General features: G+C 69.6%; 20 protein-coding genes. 9 read left to right on the forward strand and 11 right to left on the reverse strand.

Annotated features, from left to right (window positions below; genetic code table 11):
* Positions 1 to 238 precede the first annotated feature (238 nt).
* The 9 genes from KZ829_RS24320 to KZ829_RS24360 form a co-directional block, all read right to left on the reverse strand.
* Positions 239 to 559 (reverse strand): hypothetical protein, encoded by a 321-nt coding sequence (locus KZ829_RS24320; protein WP_220146230.1) that lies wholly within the window; start codon positions 557 to 559, stop codon positions 239 to 241.
* 23 nt (positions 560 to 582) lie between these two features.
* Positions 583 to 1,146: a DUF1349 domain-containing protein gene (locus KZ829_RS24325; protein ID WP_220146231.1), complete on the reverse strand. Its 564-nt coding sequence runs from the start codon at positions 1,144 to 1,146 to the stop codon at positions 583 to 585.
* Positions 1,146 to 3,131 (reverse strand): beta-galactosidase, encoded by a 1,986-nt coding sequence (locus tag KZ829_RS24330; RefSeq protein ID WP_246636192.1) that lies wholly within the window; start codon positions 3,129 to 3,131, stop codon positions 1,146 to 1,148. The genes KZ829_RS24325 and KZ829_RS24330 overlap by 1 nt, the downstream gene beginning before the upstream one ends.
* Positions 3,128 to 3,799, reverse strand: coding sequence for a hypothetical protein (locus tag KZ829_RS24335; protein WP_220146232.1), 672 nt, complete (start codon positions 3,797 to 3,799; stop codon positions 3,128 to 3,130). Before KZ829_RS24335 ends, KZ829_RS24330 begins: the two co-directional genes overlap by 4 nt.
* A 73-nt stretch (positions 3,800 to 3,872) precedes the next feature.
* A complete protein-coding gene (locus KZ829_RS24340; RefSeq protein WP_220146233.1) occupies positions 3,873 to 5,357 on the reverse strand; it encodes a GH39 family glycosyl hydrolase in 1,485 nt (494 codons plus the stop codon).
* Positions 5,357 to 7,000 (reverse strand): ABC transporter substrate-binding protein, encoded by a 1,644-nt coding sequence (locus KZ829_RS24345; protein WP_220146234.1) that lies wholly within the window; start codon positions 6,998 to 7,000, stop codon positions 5,357 to 5,359. The genes KZ829_RS24340 and KZ829_RS24345 overlap by 1 nt, the downstream gene beginning before the upstream one ends.
* A 15-nt stretch (positions 7,001 to 7,015) precedes the next feature.
* Positions 7,016 to 7,885, reverse strand: coding sequence for a carbohydrate ABC transporter permease (locus KZ829_RS24350; protein WP_229806955.1), 870 nt, complete (start codon positions 7,883 to 7,885; stop codon positions 7,016 to 7,018).
* On the reverse strand, positions 7,882 to 8,847 hold the full coding sequence (locus KZ829_RS24355; protein ID WP_246636193.1) for an ABC transporter permease: 966 nt from the start codon (positions 8,845 to 8,847) through the stop codon (positions 7,882 to 7,884). The genes KZ829_RS24350 and KZ829_RS24355 overlap by 4 nt, the downstream gene beginning before the upstream one ends.
* Entirely contained in the window at positions 8,844 to 11,174 is a 2,331-nt protein-coding gene (locus KZ829_RS24360) for a beta-xylosidase/alpha-l-arabinosidase (protein ID WP_220146235.1), read from the reverse strand. Before KZ829_RS24360 ends, KZ829_RS24355 begins: the two co-directional genes overlap by 4 nt.
* Before the next feature lie 212 nt (positions 11,175 to 11,386).
* Here KZ829_RS24360 and KZ829_RS24365 point away from each other — a divergent pair, with 212 nt between their 5' ends.
* From KZ829_RS24365 to KZ829_RS24375, 3 genes are all read left to right on the forward strand, one after another.
* On the forward strand, positions 11,387 to 12,409 hold the full coding sequence (locus tag KZ829_RS24365) for a LacI family DNA-binding transcriptional regulator (protein ID WP_220146236.1): 1,023 nt from the start codon (positions 11,387 to 11,389) through the stop codon (positions 12,407 to 12,409).
* The gene (locus tag KZ829_RS24370; RefSeq protein ID WP_220146237.1) at positions 12,409 to 13,335 is read left to right on the forward strand and encodes an acetylxylan esterase; all 927 of its coding nucleotides are present in this window, start codon (positions 12,409 to 12,411) and stop codon (positions 13,333 to 13,335) included. Before KZ829_RS24365 ends, KZ829_RS24370 begins: the two co-directional genes overlap by 1 nt.
* A gap of 69 nt (positions 13,336 to 13,404) precedes the next feature.
* The gene (locus KZ829_RS24375; protein WP_220146238.1) at positions 13,405 to 14,256 is read left to right on the forward strand and encodes an FAD binding domain-containing protein; all 852 of its coding nucleotides are present in this window, start codon (positions 13,405 to 13,407) and stop codon (positions 14,254 to 14,256) included.
* On the opposite strand, the gene KZ829_RS24380 is transcribed toward KZ829_RS24375, so the two are convergent.
* The gene (locus tag KZ829_RS24380; RefSeq protein ID WP_239140667.1) at positions 14,226 to 14,852 is read right to left on the reverse strand and encodes a TetR/AcrR family transcriptional regulator; all 627 of its coding nucleotides are present in this window, start codon (positions 14,850 to 14,852) and stop codon (positions 14,226 to 14,228) included. The two genes, KZ829_RS24375 and KZ829_RS24380, sit on opposite strands and share 31 nt — an antisense overlap.
* Positions 14,853 to 15,019: 167 nt before the next feature.
* Here KZ829_RS24380 and KZ829_RS24385 point away from each other — a divergent pair, with 167 nt between their 5' ends.
* The 6 genes from KZ829_RS24385 (at position 15,020) to KZ829_RS24410 (ending at position 21,413) form a co-directional block, all read left to right on the forward strand.
* Positions 15,020 to 16,243 carry an oxygenase MpaB family protein gene (locus tag KZ829_RS24385; RefSeq protein WP_220146239.1) on the forward strand — a complete coding sequence of 408 codons (1,224 nt, stop codon included), beginning with the start codon at positions 15,020 to 15,022 and terminating at the stop codon, positions 16,241 to 16,243.
* Positions 16,244 to 16,265: 22 nt separating this feature from the next.
* Entirely contained in the window at positions 16,266 to 17,489 is a 1,224-nt protein-coding gene (locus tag KZ829_RS24390; protein ID WP_220146240.1) for an oxygenase MpaB family protein, read from the forward strand.
* Positions 17,486 to 19,714: a molybdopterin cofactor-binding domain-containing protein gene (locus KZ829_RS24395; protein WP_220146241.1), complete on the forward strand. Its 2,229-nt coding sequence runs from the start codon at positions 17,486 to 17,488 to the stop codon at positions 19,712 to 19,714. Before KZ829_RS24390 ends, KZ829_RS24395 begins: the two co-directional genes overlap by 4 nt.
* 14 nt (positions 19,715 to 19,728) lie before the next feature.
* Positions 19,729 to 20,208, forward strand: coding sequence for a (2Fe-2S)-binding protein (locus tag KZ829_RS44630; RefSeq protein ID WP_220146242.1), 480 nt, complete (start codon positions 19,729 to 19,731; stop codon positions 20,206 to 20,208).
* A gap of 25 nt (positions 20,209 to 20,233) precedes the next feature.
* Positions 20,234 to 20,536 carry a hypothetical protein gene (locus KZ829_RS24405; RefSeq protein ID WP_220146243.1) on the forward strand — a complete coding sequence of 101 codons (303 nt, stop codon included), beginning with the start codon at positions 20,234 to 20,236 and terminating at the stop codon, positions 20,534 to 20,536.
* A gap of 217 nt (positions 20,537 to 20,753) precedes the next feature.
* Positions 20,754 to 21,413 (forward strand): response regulator transcription factor, encoded by a 660-nt coding sequence (locus tag KZ829_RS24410; protein WP_220146244.1) that lies wholly within the window; start codon positions 20,754 to 20,756, stop codon positions 21,411 to 21,413.
* A 76-nt stretch (positions 21,414 to 21,489) separates the two neighbouring features.
* On the opposite strand, the gene KZ829_RS24415 is transcribed toward KZ829_RS24410, so the two are convergent.
* Positions 21,490 to 25,191: a tetratricopeptide repeat protein gene (locus KZ829_RS24415; RefSeq protein WP_220146245.1), complete on the reverse strand. Its 3,702-nt coding sequence runs from the start codon at positions 25,189 to 25,191 to the stop codon at positions 21,490 to 21,492.
* Between the last annotated feature and the right edge of the window lie 52 nt (positions 25,192 to 25,243).

Raw genomic sequence — 25,243 nt, forward strand, 5'->3', positions numbered from 1 at the left:
TGGCGTGACGGCCGGGAGCAGCACCCCGGATGCCTGGCAAGCAGCACCGCGACCACCCATCCGGCGCGAGTGGCCGTCCATGCGGGGGTGTCCAACCGATCTCAGCCCGGCGGGGGCGGCACAGGCCGGAGTAGGCAGCGAGATCGCGCCGACCGGACGGGACGGCACTGATAAGGCGGGGGCGAGGACGCGCGTACCGGAAAGGGGTTGGAAGTGGACCTTGAACCGCGAAGGATCTTCAGCTGCCGTCCTGGACAGCCTGGTGGATCAGGTAGTAGACCCAGTCGACGCTGATGTTGTGTTTGTGGGCGATCCACTGGACGTCGTACCCGGCGCCGTACTCGGCCACGATGGTGTCCACGTCCGGATAGGACGGGGCGGACGGCGTGTAGTACGACGGCGTGTGGTACGGCGACGCCGGCTGGGGGTCGAAGCGGACCTCCCGCTCGACCACCAGGTAGACCTGCGCCACGGTGAGGCCGTACCGCGCCGCGATGTCCTCCACGGCATGACCCTCACCGAATTCGGCCACGATGCGGTCGTCCCGGCTCTCCGTCACGTCGTCAAGGTAGCCGGTCGTGGCTATTCCAGGCCCTCGCGTGGGATCGGGGCGCCGATCCGGAAGTCCCGGAAGGTGACCTCCAGGCCCTCGCGCTGCGGTGAGCAGCACATGACGCCCACGTCGACAGTCTCCGGCAGGTCCAGGTGGCCGAGCCGGACCAGATGCCAGGTCCCGTCCGGGTCGCCGCGGTGCACGCACACCGCCGAGCCGAAGCGGGTCAGGCGCAGCGCGAGCTCGCCGCCGAACCCGGGCAGCGCCACGACGGACAGGTCGGAGAAGTCGCGGGTGACGACGGTGCTGAGCTGCACGGCGCCGGAGGTCACCTCGACGCCGGTTTTCAGCCAGGTGGTCTCGCCGGCCCGCAGCATCAGACCGGCCTGGTCGAACAGCGCCGAGTGCCCGGCGGACACCACCACCTCGGCGGTGAAGTCGCCGGTCACCGGCCGGTGGTAGAAGTGCCCGTCGTCGGTGACGTAACCGTAGAACGTGCGCCGCCAGAAGTCCGTCTTCGGGCCGGTGGTGACCCGGATCGTCCCGTCCTGATCGGACCACTGCGGGGGCTCGTTGAGCCACGACATCGACATCACGTGATCATATTTATGATCCGCACTCCGTAGGGTTCGAGGGTCAGTGGATCTCCGGGGAGGAGGCCATCCCCGGCGGGGACGGCCGGGAGGTCGACCGGCGACGATCCGTGGTTGAGGATGAACAGCAGGCGGGAGCCGTCCGGGGCGACGCGGACCGCGGTCTCCACCTCGCCCAGATCCGGGTAGGGGCCGAGCAGCCAGTGCCGCTCCAGCACCTGACGGACCACCCAGGTGACGCCGGCGCAATCCAGACCGGCGCCCACGTACCAGCCATGACCGGCGCCGAAGTCGTTGCGGGTGACCGCGGCAGTGCCGGCGTACCAGTCCTCCTCGTACCGGCCGACCACCTCGGCGCCCTGCGGCAGGACCAGTTCGAACAGCAGCCGGGACTGGAATGTCGCGTCGCCCACCCGGACCCGGTTGACGTAGACGGGTTCGCGGGCGTCCCACTCGTCCACGCGTACCCCGAGCAGCGCGCCCAGCGGGCCGGGCACGTCGGTGAGGAACGCGTTGTCGTTCTGGTCGACCCGCCCGGACAGGAACGTGGTGACCACCGAGCCGCCGCGGAACGCGACCGCCGACAGCCGCTCGGCCAGATCGCCCTTGATCATGTGCAGGGCGGGGGCGATCACCACGTCGTAGCCGTCCAGCGGCGCGGTCACCGGTATCACGTCGAGGTCGGCGCCGAGCGTCCACAGCGCCCGGTGGTAGGCGGTGACCACGTCCAGGTAGCGGACCAGCCGGGACGGGCCGTCGGAGATCTCCAGCGCCCACCACGAGTCCCAGTCGAACAGCAGCGCCACCCGGGCCGGGGTCCGCGCGCCCAGGGTGACCCCGCCGAGGGCGGACAGTTCGGCGCCGAGCGCGGCCACCTCGCGGAACACCCGGGTGTCCGCGCGGCCGGCGTGGCCGATCACCGCGCCGTGGTATTTCTCGCTGGCCCCGCGCCCGGCCCGCATCTGGAAGAACAGCACCGCGTCGGCGCCGTGTGCGACCGCCTGCCAGCTCCACAGTCGCATCACGCCGGGCCGTTTCAGCGGGTTGACGTCGCGGCAGGCGGTGACGCTGGGGGTCTGTTCCATGAGCCAGAACGGCTGCCCGTCCTTGAGGCCGCGCATCAGGTCGTGGGCGAGCGCCATCCGGGCGGGGGAGCGGTCGTCGGGCGGGTAGTTGTCCCAGGAGGCGAAGTCCAGGTGCGGCGCCCAGCGGTGGTAGTCGATCGGCCGGTACAGGCCCATGAAGTTGGTGGTGACCGGGGTGTGCGGGTCGGATTCGCGGATCGCCGCCTTCTCGTCGCGGAAGTTGGCGAGCATCGCGTCCGACATGAACCGCAGGTAGTCGAGGGTGATGCCCTGGAAGGCGGTGTGGTCAGGGCCGCGCCAGTGTTCGGTGAGCGCGGACGGCGGCTCGATCTGGTCCCAGTCGGTGAACGTGTGCGACCAGAAGGTGGTGTACCAGGCCTCATTCAGAGAGGAAAGGCTGCCGTAGCGGGTGCGCAGCCAGTCACGGAAGCCGTCGGCGCACAGATCGCAGTAGCAGGCGCCGCCGTACTCGTTGCCGACGTGCCACGCGATGACCGCCGGGTTCCCGGCGTAGCGCTGGGCGAGGCGGCGGGCCATCTCGGTGGAGAGCCGCCGGAAGACGGGGGAGCTGGGGCAGGAGTTGTGCCGCTGCCCGTACCGGTGCTCGCGTCCTTCGAAGTCGGTGCGGGTCACCTCCGGATGCCGCTTGGCGAGCCAGGCGGGGTGCGCCCCGGTTCCGGTCGCGAGGCAGATCCGGCGGCCCTCGGCGGCGGCCGTCTCGACGATCCGGTCCAGCGTGGTGAAGTCGTAGACGTCCGGTCCGGGCTGGGTGAGGCCCCAGGTGAAGACACCGACCGTGAGCGTGTCGATGTGCGCCTCGTCGAACAGGCGAGAATCCTGTTTCCACACCTCTGAGGGCCACTGCTCCGGGTTGTAGTCGCCGCCGTAACCGATCTTCAACGGGTGAACTCCTTCCGGACGACGGCGATCAGCCGCCGGCTGTTGTGCAGCAGTGCCAGGACCAGCACCGATCCGGCCAGCGCCACGACCGCCTCGGAACTGGCCAGCACGCCGCCGAGAACCACGATCACGAGACAGCAGTTGCCGAGGCTCACGCCCGGTGTCCGGATGACGAGGTACGCGGCCAGGCGCGCCACGTCTCGGGTACGGAACGCGAACAGTGAGGTGATCACGAGTGCGTTCAGCATCCACACCGTCGCCGCGGCGCCGACCAGCAGCGACGGCGCCACCCACCACCCGGGCAGCCCGGCCGCGCCCAGGTTGGCCAGGTTCACGGCGAGGACCGTGATCCAGCCGAGCCAGAACGCCCAGACCAGCAGCGCGCCCCGGGCGTTGAGACGGTAGCCGCGCCGGAACGCCGCCGCCGGCCGCAGCTCGGTCAGGTCGCTGCCGCGGTGGTGCAGCGCGTAGAGCGCCGCCGACAGCGCGGGCCCGACCGGCAGCGCGCACAACGCGACGAGCGGCAGGTTGCCGACGGTCCGGTCGAGCAGGAGCGCCACGAGCCCGGGCAGGGTGGTGACCACGAGCAGCGCCTCGACGACGAGCAGGTTGTGCACCGTCGCGGCGGCCCGCGACAGCGGTCCGGCGCCGAACGCCAGCTCGCTCATGCCGTCACCTCCGCTTCGCTCCGGCGCCGCCATGAGTTGAACACTGAGCCTGATGACTCGCTCGCAAGCTCGCTCATGGTTCGTCCCCGGACACCAGGCGGGAGTCGTCCCACCACGGCGGGGTCTCGTCGACCACCGGCGTGAGCTCCAGCAGGGTGACCTCGTGCCGGGCCAGGACGATCTCGATCTCCGCGCGGCCGTCGGCGACCGGCACACTGCGGTGGACGCGGGCCGGTTCCGCGGCCTCCCGCAGCATGTCGATCTGCCGGGGGGTGGGGGAGTGCGGCCGCCCCATCTCCCGCCACGCCGACCACGCGTTGCCGCGTTCGTCGTCGACGCTGGACCGCAGCAGGAACACGGCCGGGCCGGGCGCCGGGACGGACAGCAGCACGTGGTGGGTGGCCGGCGAGTTGGCGGCATCGGTGTGGTCGACCGGCGCCCAGGCCAGGACGGTGACCCGGCCCGAGGCGTCGGCGGTGACCAGGTGGTCGGGTCCCCGCGAGACGAGGTCGGGCGCCAGGCGCGCGAGGAACGCGTACAGATGAAAGATCGGCTTTTTGATCTGGCGGTGTGTCAGCAGGCCGAATCCGCCGTGGAAGAGCGCGGTGGGTACGCCCTCCTCCTCGAACATGTCGCTGAACGTCCAGTAGGCGAACGAGTCGCACAGGTCGCCGCCGCCGGCCAGCACGGGGGCGAGGTAGGCGGCGTGGAACGCGGTGTCGTGGACCGGGTTGTCCGGCCGGTACGACGAGTTGAATTCGGTGATGTGCACCGGCAGACCTCCCAACGGTGTTCCGGCCAGCTGTCTACGGGGGAGCGCGAACTGTTCGAGCAGTGCGGACGCCGGCGCCAGGCTCTGGTGGACGCCGAACGGGACGTGCCGGGCCGGCCCTGACGTGTAGGCGTGCCGGCTCACGAAGTCGATCGGCACGTCGTGGCGGGAGACGAATGCGGCGAACGTCTCCAGCCACTTGTCGTCGCCGGGGGAGATGGCCGGGCCGCCCACCTGGAGCGAGGCGTCCACGTTCTTGACCGCGTTCGCGGACACCTCGTACAGGTGGTGGTAGGCGTCCGCGTCGGCGTCCTGCCAGAACTGCGGCAGGTTGGGCTCGTTCCACACCTCGATCGGCCAGCCGCGTACCTCGTCGATGCCGTAGCGGCCGATGAGATGCCGCAACGTGGCACCGATGAGGCCGGCCCACTCGGTGTGCGACGCCGGTGGGGTGACGTTGCCGCCCCACCAGAAGACCGTCTGGTCGCCGGAGGCCAGCCCGGACGGCATGAACCCCAGCTCCAGGAAGGGGCGGACGCCCAGTTCGAGATAGGCGTCCACGACCTGGTCGAGGTAGGTGAACGCGTGCCGCACCCGCCGTTCGCCGTCGTGGACGTACGGCCGGTGGATGCCCATCCCGTCGCTGAACAGCCCGTGCCCGCGGATGTGCCGGAACCCGATCTCCCGCTGGATCAGTGCCAGAGAGTCCTGGTGGTCACGGCGCAGCGCGAGTTCCATCCGGCCGGTGCCGACGCATTCGCGCCACGCGGTGGGGAAGCGGCTCATCAGCCGTGTTCCTTCTTGTACCGCTCGTACGCCTTGTTCTGGATGTCCATGTACTGGGCGGAGTTCTTGCCCTCCAGCTCCTTGACGTAGGCGTCCCATTCGCTGAGCGGCCGCTGCCCGAGGATGAACCGCAGGGTCTGCTGGTTGACGTGGTCCTTGAGTGCCGACGCCCACAGGGTGACCTGCTCGCGCTCCACGTCGTTGAGCGGGGCGGGCGGGTCGACCGGGCGGATCTCGCGCTTGTTCATCTCGGCCTGGAACGTCTTCTCCTCCTCGGAGAACTGCGAGTTGAGCATCGCGGTGCTGCCGCCGTACGCGAACACGCCGTTGAAGAACCCGTAGTCGACCTGGAGGTCCTTGGGCGCGTCCGGGTTGAGGCCGCCCCACTTGACGCCCGGGTCGAGCTTGAAGCTGCCGTCGTCGACCTTGCCGGAGTACGTCTGTCCCTCGATGCCCCACTTGCTGAACATCAGGCCGGCGTCGGAATACCAGAGCCAGTCGATGAACTGCATCATGGCCACGAAGTTCTTGCCCTCCAGCGCCTTCTTGCTGATCATGATGCCGTTCTCGAGGCGGCTCTCGCCGGGCAGCGTGGCGCCGGCCGGGCCGGTCGGCAGGATCAGCTTGGACACCTTCGCGCCGGGGACCTTGGCGATGTCCTTGCGCAGCTCGTTCACCAGGGTCTGCGCGTTCGCGCTGATCATGAACGACTTCCCGTTGGCGAATTTCTGGCGGGCGATGTCGTCGGTCTGGGTGAAGCTCTCCGGGTCGATCAGCTTCTCGGCGACCAGCGTGTTCAGGTACTGGAGCATCTGCCGGTACTCGTCCATGGCGCCGGAGAACACGAACTTCCCGGCGGCGGCGTCCCAATGGGCCGGCCGGTAACCCCAGCCGGCGTGCGTGCCGTACGAGGTGGCGATCAGGTTCAGCAGGTTGTTGGCGCCGGGCTGCGGCGGCGTGCTCCACCGGTCGGAGAGCGGGTAGACGTCCGGGTGGGCCTTGCGCATCTCCCGCAGCACGGTGGTCAGGTCGTCCCAGGTCTGCGGCTGGGACAGCCCGAGCTTCTCCATGACGTCGGCGCGCACCCCGAGCGAGTAGTCCTGCCAGGTGTTCTCGTGCAGGCCGGGCAGCAGGTAGTACTTGCCGTCCTGTGCCTTGAAGCCGTCCAGGTTGGGCTGGAGGTTCCAGCGGGCGACCTTCTCCTTGTAGTGCGGCATGAGGTCGATGTAGTCGCTGACCGGGAGGATCGCCCCGCTGGCGATGAACGCCTCCTCGTCCGGGTGGTACGTCTTCGGGATGATCATCGGGGCGTCGCCGGCGCTCACCATGACGCTGCGCTTCTGGTTGTAGTCGCTGCCCGGCACCGCGGTCGACTCCAGCGTCACGTTGGTGCGCTTGGTCAGCTCGGCGAAGAACGGCCAGTCCGCCTTGTACGGGTAGCCCTGGTTGCTGAGCATCATGATCGAGAACGTGATCGGCTCGGTGGCCTTGAACTGGTCACCGGCCTTGAACCCGTCCATGGCGCCGGCGCGCTTGCCGTCCAGGCCTTCGGTGGACTCCTCGCCGTCACCGCAGCCCGCGACGGTGGTGACGGCGGCGGCTCCGAACGCGGTGAGTAGGTGTCGTCGGGTCAGCTGAACCATGGGAGGACTCCTCGGTTATCCCTTGACGGCGCCGAGCATGACGCCGGAGACGAAGTAGCGCTGGATGAACGGATAGACGAGCATGATCGGCAGCATGGTCAGGACGATGGTGACGGCCTGGATGCTGGCGGCGACCTGGAGCGCGGTCTCGCTGGACGCGGTGATGTCCGTGCCGGAGGTGGCGCCGGCGATGAGGTTGCGCAGGTAGACGGTGACCGGGAACAGCTCCTGCCGGTCCATGTAGAGGAACCCGGCGAACCACGAGTTCCAGAACTGGACGGCGTAGAACAGCAGCATCGTGGCGAGCACCGCCTTGGACAGCGGCAGCACGATCCGCGCCAGGATGCCGTAGGTGCCGAGGCCGTCGACCGCGGCGGCCTCCTCCAGCTCGGTGGGAAGGCTCTCGAAGAACGCCTTCATCACCAGCAGGTTGAACACGTTGATGGCGTTCGGCAGCACGATGGCCCACAGCGTGTTGCGCAGCTCCAGTGAGCTGACCAGCACGTAGTTGGGGATCAGGCCGCCGTTGAAGAACATCGTGAAGACCGCGACACCGACCAGCAGGGCGCGGCCGCGCAGCCGGTGCTTGGACAGCACGTACGCGTAGCAGGTGGTCAGCACCAGCGAGATGGCGGTGGCGACCACGGTGTAGACGACGGTGTTGCGGTAGTTGATCCAGAACAGCGGGTCGGACATGACGTTCTGGTACGTGGTGAGGTTGAACCCCTTGGGCCAGAGCGTCACCTGCCCGGACCGGATCTCGTGTTCGCCGCTGAACGACCGCGCCACGATGTTGACGAACGGGAACAGCGTCACGACCACGACCCCGGCCAGCACGAACCCGTTGACCGCCTGGAAGACCCGGTACCCCCGGGTGGGCCTCACCACAGGCTCGTCCCGACCGTGCGGCGCGAGAGGGTGTTGGCGCCGAGCACCAGCGCCAGCCCGATCAGCGACTCGAACAGGCCGATCGCGGCCGCGTAGCTGAAGCTGCCGGAGACGATGCCGACCCGGTACAGGTAGGTGGCCACCACGTCGGCGGTGGAGTACGTCAGCGGGTTGTAGAGCAGCAGGATCTTCTCGAAGCCGACCGCCAGGAACGTGCCGATGTTCAGGATCAGCAGCGTGATCATGGTGGGCCGGATGCCGGGCAGCGTGACGTGCCAGGTCTGCCGCCACCGGTTCGCGCCGTCGATGCTCGCCTGCTCGTACAGGTCGTTGTCGATGGTGGTGAGCGCGGCCAGGTAGAGGATCGTGCCCCAGCCGACGGTCTGCCAGACCTCGGAGGAGACGTAGATGGTCCGGAACCAGGCGGGGTCCTGCATGAACGCCACCGGATCCTGCCCGAGCGTCCGTAGCCCCTGGTTGACGACGCCGTCGACCGCCAGGGTCTGGAAGATCAGGCCGGCGATGACCACGATCGACAGGAAGTGCGGCAGGTAGGAGATGGTCTGTACGAACCCTTTGAGCCAGCGGGTGCGGACCTCGTTGAGCAGCAGCGCCAGCACGATCGGCAGCGGGAAGCAGAACAGCAGGGTCAGCCCGCCGATGATCACCGTGTTGGCGAACACCTGCCAGAACGTCGGGTCGTTCAGGAACATCTCGAAGTAGCGCAGCCCCACCCAGTACTCGCCGAGCAGGTCGCCGCCGGGTTCGTAGCGCCGGAACGCGATGACGTTCCCGATCATCGGCAGGTAACGGAAGATCAAGAAGAACAGCAGCGGGAGTACGGCCAGCGAGTACAACTGCCAGTCCCGGCGCAGCGCCTGGCCCCAGGTGCGACGGCGGGGCCGCAGGGGAGTGGTGGGCGGTTCGGCCACCCGTTGCGGGGTGCGGGTCATTGTCATGGCCGCACCCTTTCCACGGCACAGTCCGGCTGGAGGCGACGGTCGTGGCGGGCGCGTCGCTCCTCACCGGTGATTCGCAGCCGGACGGTGGCCGCGATGTCCGTGCTGGAGCGGCCGAACCGCAGCTCCACCTCACCCGGCTCGACGATCCGGTGCCCGTCGAGACCGGTGAACGACGTCAGATCGGCGTGCACGGTGAAGGTGACCCGCGCCGCCTCCCCGGGTTCCAGGGCGACCCTGGTGAAACCGATCAGCCGCACTACCGGCCGGGTGACCTGCGCGACCGGATCGTGCAGGTAGAGCTGCACCACCTCGGTGCCGGCCCGGTCGCCGGTGTTGCGGACCGTGACGCCGACGGTTGCGTCGCCGTCGACCGGCCACTCCACCGGCTCGCCCGGCTCGTCACCGCTCCAGTCGAACGTCGTGTAGCTCAGGCCGTGACCGAAACCGAACGCGGGCGTCGGATCCACCGACGACACCTCGGTGCGCCGGCCCAGCGGCGGGGACAGATAGGTGGCGGGCAGGCCACCGGCGTCCCGGGGCACGCTCACCGGCAGCCGCCCGGACGGGTTCACGGCGCCGGTCAGGATCTCGGCCAGCGCCGGCCCGCCGCACTGGCCGGGGAAGAAGGCCTGCACGATCGCGGCGACCCCGTCAAAATCGACATCGATCGGGTACGGGCGCCCGGCGAGCAGAAGCAGGACGACCGGGGTGCCGGTCGAAAGCAACGCCCGGACCAGTTCCGCCTGCACCCCGGGCAGCCGCAGGCCGGTGGCGTCGCAGCCCTCGCCCGAGGTGCCCCGCCCGAACAGCCCGGCCCGGTCACCGACCGCCACCACGCACACGTCGCTCGCGGCGGCGGCCGCCACAGCGGCGGTGAACCCGGAGGTGTCCGTCCCGGTGATCGCGCAGCCCTGGGCGTACGCCAAACCGGGAACGACGGCCGTGAGCGACGCGCGCAGGGTGGGGACCGCGACGCCCGTGTCGTGTTCGGGATGGTGCTGGCCGACGTGAACCGGGAACGAGTAGCAGCCGAGCATCGCGAGCGGGTCGTCGGCGACCGGGCCGGCCAGAGCGACCCGCAGCCCCGGCCGCAGTGGCAGGATCCCGCCGGTGTTACGCAGCAGCACCACCGACTCGCGGGCCAGGCGCAGCGCGAGGTCACGGCTGTCCGGGTCGTCGAAGGTGAGGTCGCCGGCGCCGTCGGGCAGCGGTTTCCAGTCGTCGTCGAGCAGCCCGAGTTCGGCCTTCTGGGTCAGCACCCGCAGCAGCGCCCGGTCGATCAGCGCCTCGTCGATCCGCCCGTCCCGGACCGCTTCGACCAGCGGCGCGCCGAACGTGTCGACGGTCGGCAGTTCGACGTCGATCCCGGCGCGCAGCGCGATCCCGGCGGCGTCCACGCCGTCCTCGGCCACCCGGTGCAGCCGCTCCAGGAAGCGGATCGCGAAGTAGTCGGCCACCACGGTCCCGGTGAAACCCCAGTCGTCGCGCAGCAGGTCGGTGAACAGCCAGGCGCTGGCGGCCGCCGGGAGGCCGTCGATCTCGGCGTACGAGTTCATCACCGACCGGGCCCCACCCAGGCGCAACGCCATCTCGAACGGCGGCAGCACCACGTCGGCCAGCTCGCGGGCGCCCATCGACACGGGCGCGTGGTTGCGGCCGCCGCGCGATGACGAATACCCGGCGAAGTGCTTGAGGGTCGCCACCACGCCGGCGCCCTCGATGCCCCGCACGTACGCCGCCCCGATCGTCCCGACCAGGTAGGGATCCTCGCCGATGGTCTCCTCGGTGCGGCCCCACCGGTAGTCGCGGGTCACGTCGAGCACCGGGGCCAGGCCCTGGTGGATGCCGGCGGCCCGCATGCTCTCCCCGATCCGCCCGGTCATCTCCTCGACCAGGTCCGGGTCGAAGGCCGCACCCCAGCTCAGCGGCGCCGGGTAGACCGTGGCCTTCCAGGCGGCCAGCCCGGTGAGGCACTCCTCGTGCACCTGCGCCGGGATGCCGAACCGGTTGGCCGCCTGGATCCGCTCCTGCGACGCGGCCAGCGCCCGGGCCGCGGCCGCCGGCTCCACCGGAACCGTGCCGAACGGCCGGGTCAGCTGGCCGAGACCACTGCCGATCAGCGCGTCCAGCGGTGGTGTCGTGCCGGTCATGTCGGCCTGGTGCGGGGCCACCCCGGCGCCGTCGGCGCCGGCGCCCACCCACACCCCGGCGAGCTGCGCGATCTTCTCCTCCAACGTCATGAGGGGCACGAGAATCTCGGCCCGCTCGATGGGGGAGAGGCGCGGATCGTGCCAGCGTGCGTCCGGTCCGGAAGTGATGCTCATGCCACCCCAGTCGGTAGATTCTCCGAAAGTTTCATCGAAGTTACGGCATGTATGGCGGCGAACGTAAGCCCCGGTTTTCGGTCATGTCAAGGGCCTTGACCTGGCAAGCCTGATGACGCTCAATGTGGACTACATCGATGTGCTGCGAGTATCGTGCTCGTCGATGACGACAGATGATCACGAAAAATCCGAGGCTAGGGCGTGATGTTTCGATGACCGAGTCGGAGTCCGGGCCCGCCACCATCGCCGTCATCGCGGACGAGGTCGGCGTCTCCGCGGCAACCGTGTCCAAGGTGCTCAACGGCCGCGCCGACGTGGCCGCCCGAACCCGTGCCCGGGTCGAGGAGAGCCTGGAACGGCACGGCTACCGGCGCCGCAGCCGGCGGCTCCCAGCCGTCACCGGGCACATCGACCTGGTCTTCCACGAGTTCGACTCGGCCTGGGCGATGGAGGTGATCCAGGGCGTCGAGGCGGTCACCGCCCCGGCCCGGGTCGAGCTGGTGGTCTCCCAGCTCGGCGGGAAGCACCGACCACCCCCGCACTGGGCCGACGACGTGCTCGGCCGCAGCCCGCTCGGCGTGCTGCTGGTGCTGTGCAGCCTCACCGACACCCAGCGCCGCCAGCTGGAACGGCAGCGGATCCCGTTCGTCGTGCTGGACACCGACAGCGCCACCGCCGCCAGCGTGCCCACGGTCGGCTCCAACAACTTCAACGGTGGCCTGCTCGCCACCCGCCACCTGCTGGAACTCGGCCACCGCCGGATCGCCGTCATCTCCGGGCCCCAGGACGTGCTGTGCAGCCGGGCCCGGGTGGCCGGCTACCGGTCGGCGCTCGACGAGACCGGCCTGCCCGCCGACCCCGACCTGGTGCGCTACGGCCTGTTCACCGGCCACACCGGCTACCAGCACGGCCTCGAACTGCTCGACCGGCCCGACCCGCCGACCGCCATCTTCGCCGGCTCCGACATGCAGGCGATGGGCGTCATCCGGGCCGCCCGCAGACTCGGGCTCCAGGTCCCGGCCGACCTGTCCGTGGTCGGCTACGACAACGTGCCGATGGCCGCCTGGTCGGCCACCGCGCTGACCACCGTCGACCAGCACGTGCAGACGATGGCCGGCACCGCCGCCCGGATGCTGCTCGACCTGGCCCAGGGCGCGCCCGTCCCGATGACCCGGATCGACCTGGTCACCGAGCTGGTCGTGCGGGAGAGCACCGCCCCGCCCCGGAGCACGTGATGTCCTCCATCGCCGAACCCGACGGCTTCGACGCGTTCTGGAAGGCCACCCTGGACGCCGCCCGCGGCCCGGCCCTGCTCGACGTCACACCCGGTCCGGACGACCTGCCGCTGTTCGAATGTTTCGACGTGACTTTCGGCGGGTTCGGCGGTGACCCGATCCGGGCCTGGTACACCCGGCCGGTTTCACTGGGCGCGAACCTGCCGGCCGTCGTCGAGTTCGTCGGGTACGGCCGCGGGCGCGGCCTGCCGTTCGAACGGCTCACCTGGCCCGCCGCCGGCTACGCCCACCTGCTCATGGACGTGCGCGGGCAGGGCGACCAGTACGGCTGCGGCGGCGACACCCCCGACCCGCGCCCGTACTCCTCCGGCGGTCCCGGCCCGGTCACCCGCGGCATCCTCGACCCGTACGACTACTACTACCGCCGGCTCATCACCGACGCGGTCCGGGCCGTCGACGCCGTCCGCGCCCTGCCCGGCGTGGACCCGGCCCGGGTCGCGGTCGCCGGCAACAGCCAGGGCGGCGGGCTGGCGATCGCCGTCGCCGGCCTCGTCCCCGACCTGACCGCGGTGCTCACCTCGGCCCCGTTCCTCTGCGACATCCGCCGCGCCGTCGACCTCGCCGGCGCCGAGCCGTACGCGGCGATCGCCTCCTACCTGTCCGTGCACCGCGACGCCGCCGACACGGTGTGGCACACGCTGTCGCATTTCGACGGCGTCCACTTCGCCCGCCGGGCCGAGGCTCCCGCCCACTTCGGCATCGGCCTGCGCGACACGGTCTGCCCGCCGAGCACCGGTTTCGCGGCCAGCAGCCGGTGGCGGCCGCCCCACGAGATGCGGGTGTACCCGTTCAACGGCCACGAAGGTGGCGAGGCGTACCACGTACGCGATCAGCTCCGCTGGCTCCGCGACATGGTCACCCGATAGAAGGAAGCCGTTCCCCTTCAACCCCGGCCCCGGAAGACTGGCGGGGCCCGAGCCGGTGGAGGAGACGAGATGAGGCCTGCGGTCGTCGAATACGTCGCCGCGCGCACCCTGGAGGAGGTGCTGGCCGCGCTGGCCGACGGGGAGACCGCGGTGCTCGCCGGCGGTCAGAGCCTCATCCTGGAGCTGACCGCGCAGGAGGCGGCGCCCCGCCGGGTGGTCGACATCAACGAGGTGGCCGGGCTGGACATGCTCACCGAGTCGGGCGGGTTCGTCCGGGTCGGGCCGCTGATCCGGCATCGTGAGTTCGAGTCGGACACGATAGGCGGGGCGATCGGCGAGCTGATGCGCACCGTGGTGCGGCACATCGGGCATCCGCCGATACGCGCCCGCGGCACGATGCTGGGGAGTCTGGCGAACGCGAATCCGGCGGCCGAGTGGCCCGCGCTGGCGGTGGCGGTCGGCGCGCACCTGGACCTGATCGGGCCGCGGGGGTGCCGGACCGTGGCGGCCGGCGACTTCTTCACCGGGCCGTTCACGACCGTACGCCGTCCGGAGGAATTTCTGCTGGAGGCCCGCCTGCCGGTGCTGGCGACGGGCACCGGCACCGGCTACGCCGAGGACCGCCGGATGACCGTCTATCCGCAGGCGGCCGCCATGGCCGCGGTCACGGTGACCGGCGGCGTGGTCGGCACGGCGTCGATCGGCCTGGTCAACGCCGGCCCGTGCCCGGTCCGCGCGCGGGCCGCGGAGCGGGCGCTGACCGGGTCGGAGTTCTCGGACGCGGCCATCCTGGCCGCCGCGGAGGCGGCCGCGGAGGTCGACGCCATCACCGACCGGCGGGCCTTCCAGACGCTGACCCGCCGGGCGCTGACCCGGGCCCGCGACCGTCTTCAGGGTGCTTCGAGCATCGGGGCCAGGTAGCGGCGGGCCAGGACGCGCAGCTGCTCGGTGTCGTCGAGGTCGACGACCCGGCTCGGGATGGCCAGGAACGAGGCGGACAGGCGGGTCCACATCTCGGCCACCAGGTTCACGTCGACGCGCTCGGAGATGTAGCCGGCCTCCTGCTCGCGGCGTAGCTGGCCGGCGACGAACTGCTGGACGGTGGACAGGGTCTCGCCGCCGTCGCTGATCATCGACGGGACCAGCAGGTCGGGTTCGGCGGACATCAGGCCGCCGATCAGCGGGTTGCTCCGGAACGCCTGCAACGAGCTGACGAAACCCACCACCACGCGGTCGGCGGCGGTGCGGGCCTCGGCGATGTCCAGCAGGAACTGGTCGAAGTAGCGCCGGAACTCGCGCCGGACCACGTGCTCCACCAGCAGATCCTTGGTGGCGAAGCGGCGGTACGCGGTGATCCGGGAGACACCGGCGCGGCGGGCGACGTCCTCCATGGTGGAGCGGCGGATGCCCATCCGGCAGAACTGGTCGTAGGCCGCGTCGAGCAGCCGGGCGGTGACCTCGTCGCCGGGGTCGGCCGGCTCGAAGGCGTCGGCCAGGGCGCGTCCCAGCATCGACATGGTCATCCTCCCCCGAAATGTGTTTACACGATGCGTATCAGCGTATCAACGTCTCGCACATATCGATGAACGTAAAAATTCAAGCTTGTGAACGAGGAAGCCCTGTGCTCTCATGGCTGATACACCGAAGCAGTTCGTGTTTCACCGTATCAAGGCTGGAGTGAAGCATGGAACCACTCAGCAGGCGCAACATGTTGAGAGCCGGCGGCGCGCTGGGCGCCCTCGGGGCGATGAGCGTCGCCGCGCCGGCACAGGCACAGACACTGTGGACCTGGTCTCCCACCGGATCCGTGGCGGGCAAGGGCGCCGGCGCCGACCCGCGATGGGTGTGGGACGAAGAGGCCGACCCGCTGGTCGCGTCCCTCATCGAGCGCGGCGACGTACCCCGGGTCAACGCCCTCCTACGGACCTGGAAGAAGAACGGTCAGCCGCTGCCCGACGGGCTCCCGGCCGACCTGCGCGCCTTCATGGAACGCGCCCGGCAGCTGCCGTCCTGGGCCGACCCGGCCAAACTCGACCTCGCCGTGAAGTTCAACGAGAAGCGCGGCCTCTACCTCGGCGTCCTCTACGGCCTGGCCAGCGGAATGATGAGCACCGTCATCCCCAAGGAGGCCCTGGCCGTCTACTACTCGCAGGGCGGCGCGGACATGAAGGACCGCATCTCCAAAACCGCCAAACTGGGGTACGACATCGGCTCGGTCAACGCCTACAAGCCCGACGGCGAGATGATCGTGACCGCCGTCAAGACCCGGCTCGTGCACGCCGCCGTCCGCCACCTGCTGCCGCAGTCTCCGTACTGGACACCGGTCGCCGAGGAGGACATCCCGATCAGCCAGGCCGACATCATGGTCACCTGGCACAGCCTGCCCACCACGGTCATGCGGAAGCTGACCGACTGGAGGGTCCCGATCCCGGCCGCCGAGTCCGCGGCGTTCCTGCACTCGTGGCAGGTCGGCGCGTACCTGCTCGGCGTCAAGGAGGAGTACATCCCCAACTCCTGGGCCGAGGCGAACTCGCAGGCCGAACAGGTCCTCGACCCGATCCTGCGGCCCACCCCGGAGGGCATCAAGCTCGCCGACATCCTGCTCAACCTCGGCGCCCCGATCGACGCCGGCATCCTCAGCGCCCCGATCCTCGGCGCGTTCACCCGGTTCATGCTCGGCGACGAGATCGCCAACTGGCTGAAGATCCCCCGCGAGCTGATCTGGGACCCGCTGCTGCGGACCGCGTGGGGACCCTTCATCGCCGTACGCGAAGGATTGTTGCCCTTCCCGTTGGCCCCGAAGGCCTACTGGCTGTTCGACGAGTTCCTGCGCAAGGCCGCGCTGCTGTTCCTGTCCAACGCCAAGCCGATCAGCATCGAGATCCCGCTCACCAACCGCCCCACCTGATTCTTCAAGAGGAGAGAACAGCATGGCCGAGCTGAGCCGGCGCAAACTACTGGTCGGGGGCGGGGCGCTGGGTGCGATGGGCGCCTTCGGATTCCCCACCCCGGCCTTCTCCCGCGAGGTCTCACCCTGGACCTGGTCGCCGACCGCCTCGATCGCCGGCAGCGGCACCGGCGCCGACCCGCGCCAGATCTGGGACACCGAGGCCGACCCGGTCTCGGCCGAGCTGCTCGACACCGGCGCGGTCCCCGAGGTCAACCGGCTGTTGTGGAACTGGACCCGCAACGACCAGCCGCTGCCCGACGGACTGCCCGGCTACCTGGTCGACTTCATCGAGAAGGCGCGGCAACTGCCGTCCTGGGCGGACCGCGCCAAACTCGAGACGGCGGCCACCTTCAACAAGTCCCGCGGTCTCTATCTCAACCTGCTCAACGGTGTCGGCGGCGGCATGCTGAGCACGGCCATCCCCAAGGAGGCGTGGTCGGTCTACTACTCCAAGGGCGGCGCCGACATGGAGGACCGGGTCGCCAAGACCAGCCTCCTCGGCTTCTCGGTCGGATCGCTCAACGCGTACCGGCCGGACGGCGACTGCATCGTCCAGGCGGTCAAGACGCGACTGGTCCACGCAGCGGTGCGGCACCTGCTGCAACAGTCGCCGCACTGGAAGTGGGGCGTCCCGATCAGCCAGGAGGACATCCTGGTCACCTGGCACACGCTCCCCACCTACGCGATGCGCAAGATGCGGGAGTGGCAGGTCCCGATCAGCGCCGCCGACTCCCAGGCCTACCTGCACGTCTGGCAGGTCACCGCACACATGCTCGGCGTGCGCGACGAATACATCCCGGCCACCTGGGCGGCCGCCAACGCCCAGTCCGACCAGGTGCTGCCGCCCAACATGGGACCCACCCGGGAGGGCGTCGAACTCACCGACATCCTGCTCAGCCAGCTCGCCGAGCAGACCAGCCCGGCCAGCATCAGCCGGCCGCTGGTCAACGCCCTGGCCCGCTACCTCGTCGGCGACCAGGTGTCCGACTGGGACCAGATCGAACGCGAGCCGATCTGGGAACCGCTCGTCGCACGCGCGTGGCCGCTGCTGGTCAAGTTCCGGGAGAAGCTCATCCCGCTGCCGCTGGTGCCCGAGGTCGCCTGGGTGCTGGACGAGGCCGCCCGGCAGTACATCCTCCTGTTCCTCACCAAGGCCAAGGAGACCAAGATCGAAATTCCGACGATCAACCGGCCCGAAGGATGACGACATCCCGGCGACGGTTCCTGGGATATGTGCTGGCGGCCCCCGTCCTGGTGGCCGCCGCCTCCCCGGGTGAGGCACAGGCGGCCGAACTGCTCGACCTCAACGACATCATGACGGCCGCCGCCCTGCCCACCTCCGGGCTGATCTCGGTGGAGATCAACGCCGACGGCACGGTGTCGTTCGCCCTGCCCAGAGCGGAGGTCGGGCAGGGCATCACCACCTCCACGGCCATGCTCATCGCGGAGGAACTCGCCGTACCCCTGCACCGGGTGAAGGTCACCCTCGCCGACGCCCGCCCGGAACTGCTGTTCAACCAGATGACCGGCGGCTCCAACACGACGATCGCCACGTACACCCCCATCCGGGTGGCCGCCGCGGTCGCCCGGCAGCGCCTTCTCGCCGCGGCGGCCACCGAGTTCGGCTCCACCGACCTGCGGCTCGCCGACGGCGTCATCAGCACCCGCGACGGCCGCCGGATCGGCATCGGTGAACTGGCCACCAAGGCGGCCAGCCCACGCACCCTCGCCGTACCGGTGGAACTGACCGCGAAGGACGACTTCACCGTCATCGGCCGCCCGCACGGCCGCGTCGATGCCCGCGACGCCGTCACCGGGCGCAAGAAATTCGCCATGGACGTCACCGTGCCCGGCGCCAGACCCGCCATGGTGTGCCGGCCACCTACCATCAACGGCAAACCCGGCACGGTCGCCAACCTCGACGAGGTCCGCGCCATGCCGGGCGTCACCGACGTGGTCACCATCTCCACCGGTGTCGCCGTCCGCGCCGACACGTTCGGCCAGTGCATCGACGCGGTCCGCGCACTGCGCGTCACCTGGAAACCGGGCACCGTCGAGGGAAAGTCCGACACCACCGTGCTGCGCGAACTGGCCTCGGCCGAACTGCCCCTCGGACCGCGGCCGATCACCCCGTACGTCGAAGGCCGGTTCACCTTCCACTTCCGCAGCAACAGCGCCCTCGAACCCAACTGCGCGATCGCCGACGTCCGCGGCGGCCGCGCCGAGATCTGGTCGGCCCTCAAATCCCCGATCGTCGCCAAGCAGACCATCGCGGCCCGCCTCGGGCTGCCGCTCAGCGCCGTCACCGTGCACGTCACCGAAGGCGGCGGCTCGTTCGGCCGCAAGCTGTTCTTCGACGCCGCCCTCGAAGCCGCCGAACTCTCCCAAAAGCTCGGCAAAGCGGTCAAACTCATGTGGCACCGCGCCGACGACTCCCGGCAGGGCCGCACCCACCCGATGGCCACCTCCCGGGTCCGCATCGCCTACGCCGGAAACCTGGTCCTCGGCTTCGAACAACGGCACACCAGCGTCACCACCGACCTCGGCCACGGCCTCGGCGAACTGTTCACCGCCATGGCCGCGAAACTGCCGATCGGCGACAAGGCGTTCGCGCAGACGTTCTTCCAGTTCAGCCACACCTCGCCGTACGACTTCGGACTGCACAGCCGGCTGCTCAGCGAAACCGGCAAAGGCTTCAACACCGGCAGCATGCGCAACGTCTACTCACCCGACACCACCTGCGCCCGCGAACTCGTCGTCGACCAGGTCGCCGCCCGAATGGGCCGCGACCCGTACCGGTTCCGCCACGACCTGCTCCGCGGCGACCGCTCCCGCGCCGTCCTGCGCGCCGCGGCCGAAGCCGGCGGCTGGGGACGGGCACTACCCGCCGGAGTAGCCCAGGGCATCGCCTTCCACTCCGAGTACAAAGGCGTCAGCGCCTGCCTCATCGAGATCGATTGCCGGCCGGACACGGTGAACCGGCCGATCCGCGACGGCGTGGCCGGACCCCGGGTCACCCGGGCCGTCTTCGCCGTCGACGTCGGCCTCGCCGTGAATCCGCTCGGCCTCGAAGCACAGATGATGGGCTGCGTGATGGACGGCATCGCGCTCGCTCTCACCTCCAGCCTGCACCTGCGCGACGGCTACTTCCTCGAGGCGAGCTGGGACAACTACTTCTACACCCGGCAGTGGAACACCCCACCCGACCTGCGGATCATCATCATGCCCAGCGACTCCGACCAGCCCGGCGGCGCCGGAGAACTCGGCGTGTCAGCGGCCATGGCGGCGGTCGCCTGCGCCTACGGACGGGCCACCGGCACCATGCCGACCACCTTCCCGATCAACCACGGCACCCTGTCATTCGTCCCGAAACCGACCATCCCACCGATTCCCGCCTCCCCGGTCGACGGACTCGACCACGTCCGATAGAACAGGGGGTCTGAGTGCCTGAGCACACCTTCCGGGTCAACGGTGAACAGGTCACCGTCGATGTCGACAGCGACGTGCGCCTGCTCTGGGTGCTGCGCGACATCCTCGGCGTCACCGGCCCGAAGTACGGCTGCGGCATCAACGTCTGCAAGGCCTGCACCAGCCACCTCAACGGGCGAGCGTTCAACCCGTGCGCCGTACCGGTCCGCGACCTCGGCCCCGGCGACGAGGTGACCACCATCGAAGGGCTGGCCGCCACCGCCGGCGCCGACCTGCACCCGATGCAGCAGGCCTGGCTCGACCACGACGTGGTGCAGTGCGGCTACTGCCAGCCCGGCCAGATCATGGCGGCCGTCGACCTGGTGCGCCGGGTCGCCGCCGAGGGCCGGGAGATCACCGACGCCGACCTGGACGGCATCCGCAACATCTGCCGGTGCGGCACCTACGCGCGCATCCGGGAGGCGATCAGGGCGGCCGCCGCGTCCGGCGGTTAGGATCGCGCGGACCGAAAGGTGGCACATGACGAACACGATCACACCGCTGCGCTGGTACGCCGTACTCGCCGTGGTGTTCTTCGGGATCCTCCCGGCAGTGATGGTGACCATGCTGGTGGCCCGGGGCACCACACCCGGCGAGGGCTGGCTGCTGGTCATCGGCGGGGTCCCGCTGGTGATCTGCTCCGTCATCCTGCTCTTCCGCGCCTGGGGCACCACCGACGACCCGGAACTCGCCGACCGCCTCTACCGGCGGTGCATGGCGTTCGTCGCCGGCGCCGATGTGCTCATGCTCGGCGGCAACGCGCTCCTCAAAATGACTTCTTAGGGGTACGGACGCCGCAGTCGCCAACCGCAACCACGGCCGTTCCCGCAGCTCAGCCCGGCTCACTGCCGGGTCCGGCCATTGCCGCACCCACCGGGCTGAGCTGCCGGGTCACCGACAAAACCGGCACCTGATCGTCAAGGGCCAATATCCTCCGAGTGGCCGCCGGAAACATCCAGCGGCTACCGTGCGTCGTTCGAACGACGGAAGGCCGGGACCGATGCGGATCTTGCTGGTGGAGGACGACCGCCGGGTGGGCGCGGTGATGACCTCGATGCTGCAACGGCGCGGCTACGCGGTCGAACACGCCGCAACGGCCACCGCGGCGCTCGAGGCCGCCCCGTGCGATCTCGTGCTGCTGGACCTCAACCTGCCCGACGGCGACGGCATCGACGTGTGCCGGGTGCTGCGCGCCCGCAACGAGAACCTCGGCATCATCGCCGTCACCGCCCGAGGCGAGGAACGCGACCGGGTGACCGGCCTGCGAGTCGGCGCCGACGACTACGTGGTCAAGCCCTTCTCGATGGCCGAGCTGCAGGCCCGCATCGAGGCCCTCCTCCGGCGCACGATGCGCTCCGCCCCCGCACCGGCCCAGGTGGTCGAGGTCGGCCCGCTCCGCATCGACCTGGGCGCCCGCACCGTCACCGTCACCGGCGAGCCGGTCAACCTGACCCGCAAGGAATTCGACATCCTGGCGTCGCTGGCCCGCCAGCCCGGAATCGCCCTCACCCGCGAGCGCATCATGCTGGACGTCTGGCAGACCACCTGGTCCGGCAAACACACCCTGGAGGTCCACGTCGCCTCCCTCCGCAACAAACTGGGCGACCCCGACCTGGTCCAGACCGTCCGAGGAGTCGGCTACCGCCTCCGCTCCACCTGACCCCCAAGCGATGTTCGCCGCCGAACTGGTGGTCCCTCGCCGACGAGGCTCCGGGTCATCAGCCTTGTAGGGCGCTCTACTCCTCCTCGGGGTTCTGGCCGAGCTTCCGCAGCAACTCGCCTAAATGCTGCTCCAAGGCGGTAGCCGCGATCTTGCGGGCCGCGGCACGGCTCGTCTCCAATACCTGCCGCGCGGTGTCCGTTTCGCCATTGGCGATCAGCATTTGACCGAGGGTGTTGCCGACGATCGCGAGACCGTCGGGTCGTTGCAGGTGTTCGAGGATCTGGAATGCTTTGACCACGTTAGGCGCCGCGGCTTCGAATTCCCGGCGGTCCAGTTGGATCTCCGCGATACCCCAGGTGGCATTCGCGATGCCGTCCAAGTCGTCCAACCGCTCGAAAGCTGGCAGCACCTTCTCCTGACGAATGCGGAGTGCTTCGTCCTGTTCGCCGCGTTGGTGGAGGATGTCGGCGATTTTTCCCCAGGTGGTGGCGGTGGAGCGGGTGTCGCCGAGTCGTTTGTAGACGGGTAGTTGGTCGTGGTGAATGCGGAGTGCTTTGTCGTATTCGCCGCGTTGGTAGAGGATGTCGGCGATGTCGCCCCAGGTGATGGCGGTGGAGCGGGTGTCGCCGAGGTGTTGGTAGACGGGTAGTTCGCGTTCGTGGCGGATGCGGAGTGCTTCGTCGTATTCGCCGTGTTCGTAGAGGATGTCGGCGATTTTTCCCCAGGTGGTGGCGGTGGAGCGGGTGTCGCCGAGTCGTTCGTAGACGGGTAGTTGGTCGTGGTGAATGCGGAGTGCTTCGTCGTATTCGCCGCGTTGGTAGAGGATGTTGGATATGTCGCCCCAGGTGATGGCGGTGGAGCGGGTGTCGCCGAGGTGTTGGTAGACGGGTAGTTCGCGTTCGTGGCGGATGCGGAGTGCTTCGTCATATTCGCCGCGCCGGAAGAGGATGTCGGCGATGTTTCCCCAGGTGATGGCGGTTTCGCGATCTGAATGGGCAGTGGTGAACATGTCCCGGGCCTGACTGAGCAACTGCTCGGCCCGATCCAGTTCACCACGGGTTATCAGCAGGCGGGCGTATTCGGCGATGACCCGAGCGTGTTCCAGCGGGTCGGCTGTGGCACCTTCCATGGTGGCTTGCTTGACCGCCCGGTCAAAGAGTGCAGCGGCAGTGTCGCCATCGCCGCTTACCTGCGCGGCGTCGGCGACCTGCCGTAGCAGTAGGGCCGGTGCCGGGCTGCCGTGTCGGTCGAGCACCGAGATGGCCGCTTGCCCGAGCGCCAGAGCCTGCGCGGCGGGCCCGGAACCCAAGGTCCACACCGCGCCCGCCGCATATCGGGTGGTCACCGCCGGATCGTCAGCCAGGACCGCCAATCGGGTCAGTTGCAGGTCCAGGGCCGGATCCCAGGGAGACTGCTCTTTGGGGCCGGTCCACGCCGCAGCCAGGGGCTGAACCGCCGCCGTCGCCAGTTCTACCTGCTCCGGCTCGGTCAATGGGGTGAGCCGACCGGCGGCGAGAGCATTGACCGCGACGGCGGTGGCCGCCTGGCTGTGAGGGTCGGGGAAGGTGTCGGCCAGCCCCAGCCCGCACAGTCGCTGAACCGTTCCGCCGGTCCGAGTTTCGAGCAGGACCGTGACCGCAGGCGGCATGGGTAGGTCGAACAGGCTCAGCGCTCGCAGGAGGGCGACGTGGTCGGGCCCGGCCTGGCCGATCAGGGCATCCAGGGCGAGGTTCTCCACGAACGCCCGAACCTCGCCGTCGGTGGGCAGATCTCCCTGGTCCAGGTAGGTTTCCATGTCGGTGACGGCCTGTTCGGCGCGAGCGGGCGTGACCTCCGAGCTATAGACCAGCCGCAACCCGACCAGATCCTGGAGACCGGGGTTGCCCCCGCTGAGAGCCATCGCCCGCGCCGCCAGTCCGGCCCGCGCCTCCCGCAACTCCTCCGGCGACACCGCCCGCTGCCGAACCGCGAGCTTGCGTTGCGCCACATCCGACAACGGGGCCAACTGCACCGGTGTCAACCGGTCCTCCAGCCCGTCCAACGCGAACACGAACCGGCTGGTGACCACCAGTCGGCTGTCACTGCGGTCCGGATCGAACGCCTGCAAGACGGCCGCCAGCACCGGCGCGAACCCCGCGGACACACGATGCGGACCCTCCGGGCGCGGTTCGAGGACCTGCTCCAGATCATCGATGATCAGCAGCAGCGGTCGCTGATGATCATCGCCGTTCTGCGTGCACGGACCGGCCAGTAGATCAACCAGGACCCACCGCAGCGCCTCCGGCCGATCCCGCACCTCGGCTCGCCGGGCCTCGATCATGGCTCGCGCGGCCGGGTTGTCCTGCACCGCGGTCGTGATCGCGTCCAGCACGCCGAGCGCGGTGTAGTCGCCGAACAGCACCGCGACCGCCCGATCAGGGAACCGGTCCGCCAGCCGGGCCGCCAGGCTCGACTTACCCAGACGACCCTGCCCGTTCAGCAGCACCCCGGCCTGCTCGCCACCGCGCAGTACGCGCAACGCCTGCCGCATCTCCCGCCGCCGGCCGACGAACATGTCCGCCGAGGCCACCGGAACGTGCTGGCGTTTCAGGTCGAGGAACGTCTTCGTCCCGTGTATCGCGGACACCTTCTGTCGTTTACTGGCTCCGGCGACGACCGGTCCACCGCCGGCCGGGCCGAGCCAGATTCGGGCCAGATGCCAGTCCGCACGCAACGGTGGCTGGTCACAGGCCAACAGCTTGCGGCGGGCGTCACCGACCGCCAGCACCAAGTCCTGCCGTGACCCCAACTGCTGGTAGAGATGTTGGGCGAACAGGGTCGCGGCGCCGTCGGTGACCGACCCGTCCCAGCCCACCACCGCCGGGATCCCTGCGGTCACCAGTTCGGTGGACAGGGAATGCGCCACCGGCACCACCACATCGGCACCCGCCTCGGTGTCCGTGGAACGATGGTCGGGGCCGGGCGCGAGATACCCGGTCGCGTCCGCCGGTGTAGCCGTCAGACACGCTGACACGAACATCAACCGCGGCATCACCGACAACTGCTTGACCAGCTCAGCCGCTGTAACGGGCCGACCATCGCCGACCTCGTTCTCCATCATGAGTACCGGCACCCGGGGCCCACCCGCCGACGCGGGCCAGTTGTTCACCCCGTGACAGGACAGATGCAGGACCGGGAGCCCGTCGAGGTCCGCCCACCGCAACCGCAGCTGGTCGGGATCCCCGGTGTCCTCCACGACCAGGTCCACCTGCCGGTCGCCGACCGCCGTCAGGATGGCCGATTCCTCGGCCTCGAAGTCCAGCTCGTGCTGCCCGGCCGGGGCCGAGGCCATGAACATCAGCCCCAGCCGGAACCTGTCGAGCGGCGGAGCAGCCGACGGCTTGCCCAGCCGGCGAACCACCTCGAACCGGCGGAGCGCATCCGCGGCCAGAAACCCACCCTGGTCGGCCAGCACCTCCCACGGCGCCCGCAACACCGCCCAGCCGGCTGCGGACGGCGCCCGCGGTCCTTGAATCTCGAACATCAACGGTGTCGCCGCCCGGTCCAGCAGCAGGGTCAACTGCCTCAGGTCACCGTCGAGCCACGCGAACAGCTCCCGGCCCAAACCGAGGAACACGGCGTCATCGGCCTGCGTGTGGATCGCATCCACATAGCGGCCGGTCACATCCCGCAGCAGCTCGACGTCAAAGTCCTCCAGAGACCGGGGAGTACCCACCCGCTGCCCGGCGACCAACACCTCGAACCCGGCAGCATCCAGAACCAGACCGGTAACCACCCGCGCAGACCTCCTGACCCGGCACCGACAGCTCCGCAACCCGTCAGCCGTC

The sequence above is a fragment of the Actinoplanes hulinensis genome (assembly GCF_019429605.1).
Taxonomy (GTDB): Bacteria; Actinomycetota; Actinomycetes; order Mycobacteriales; family Micromonosporaceae; genus Actinoplanes; species Actinoplanes campanulatus.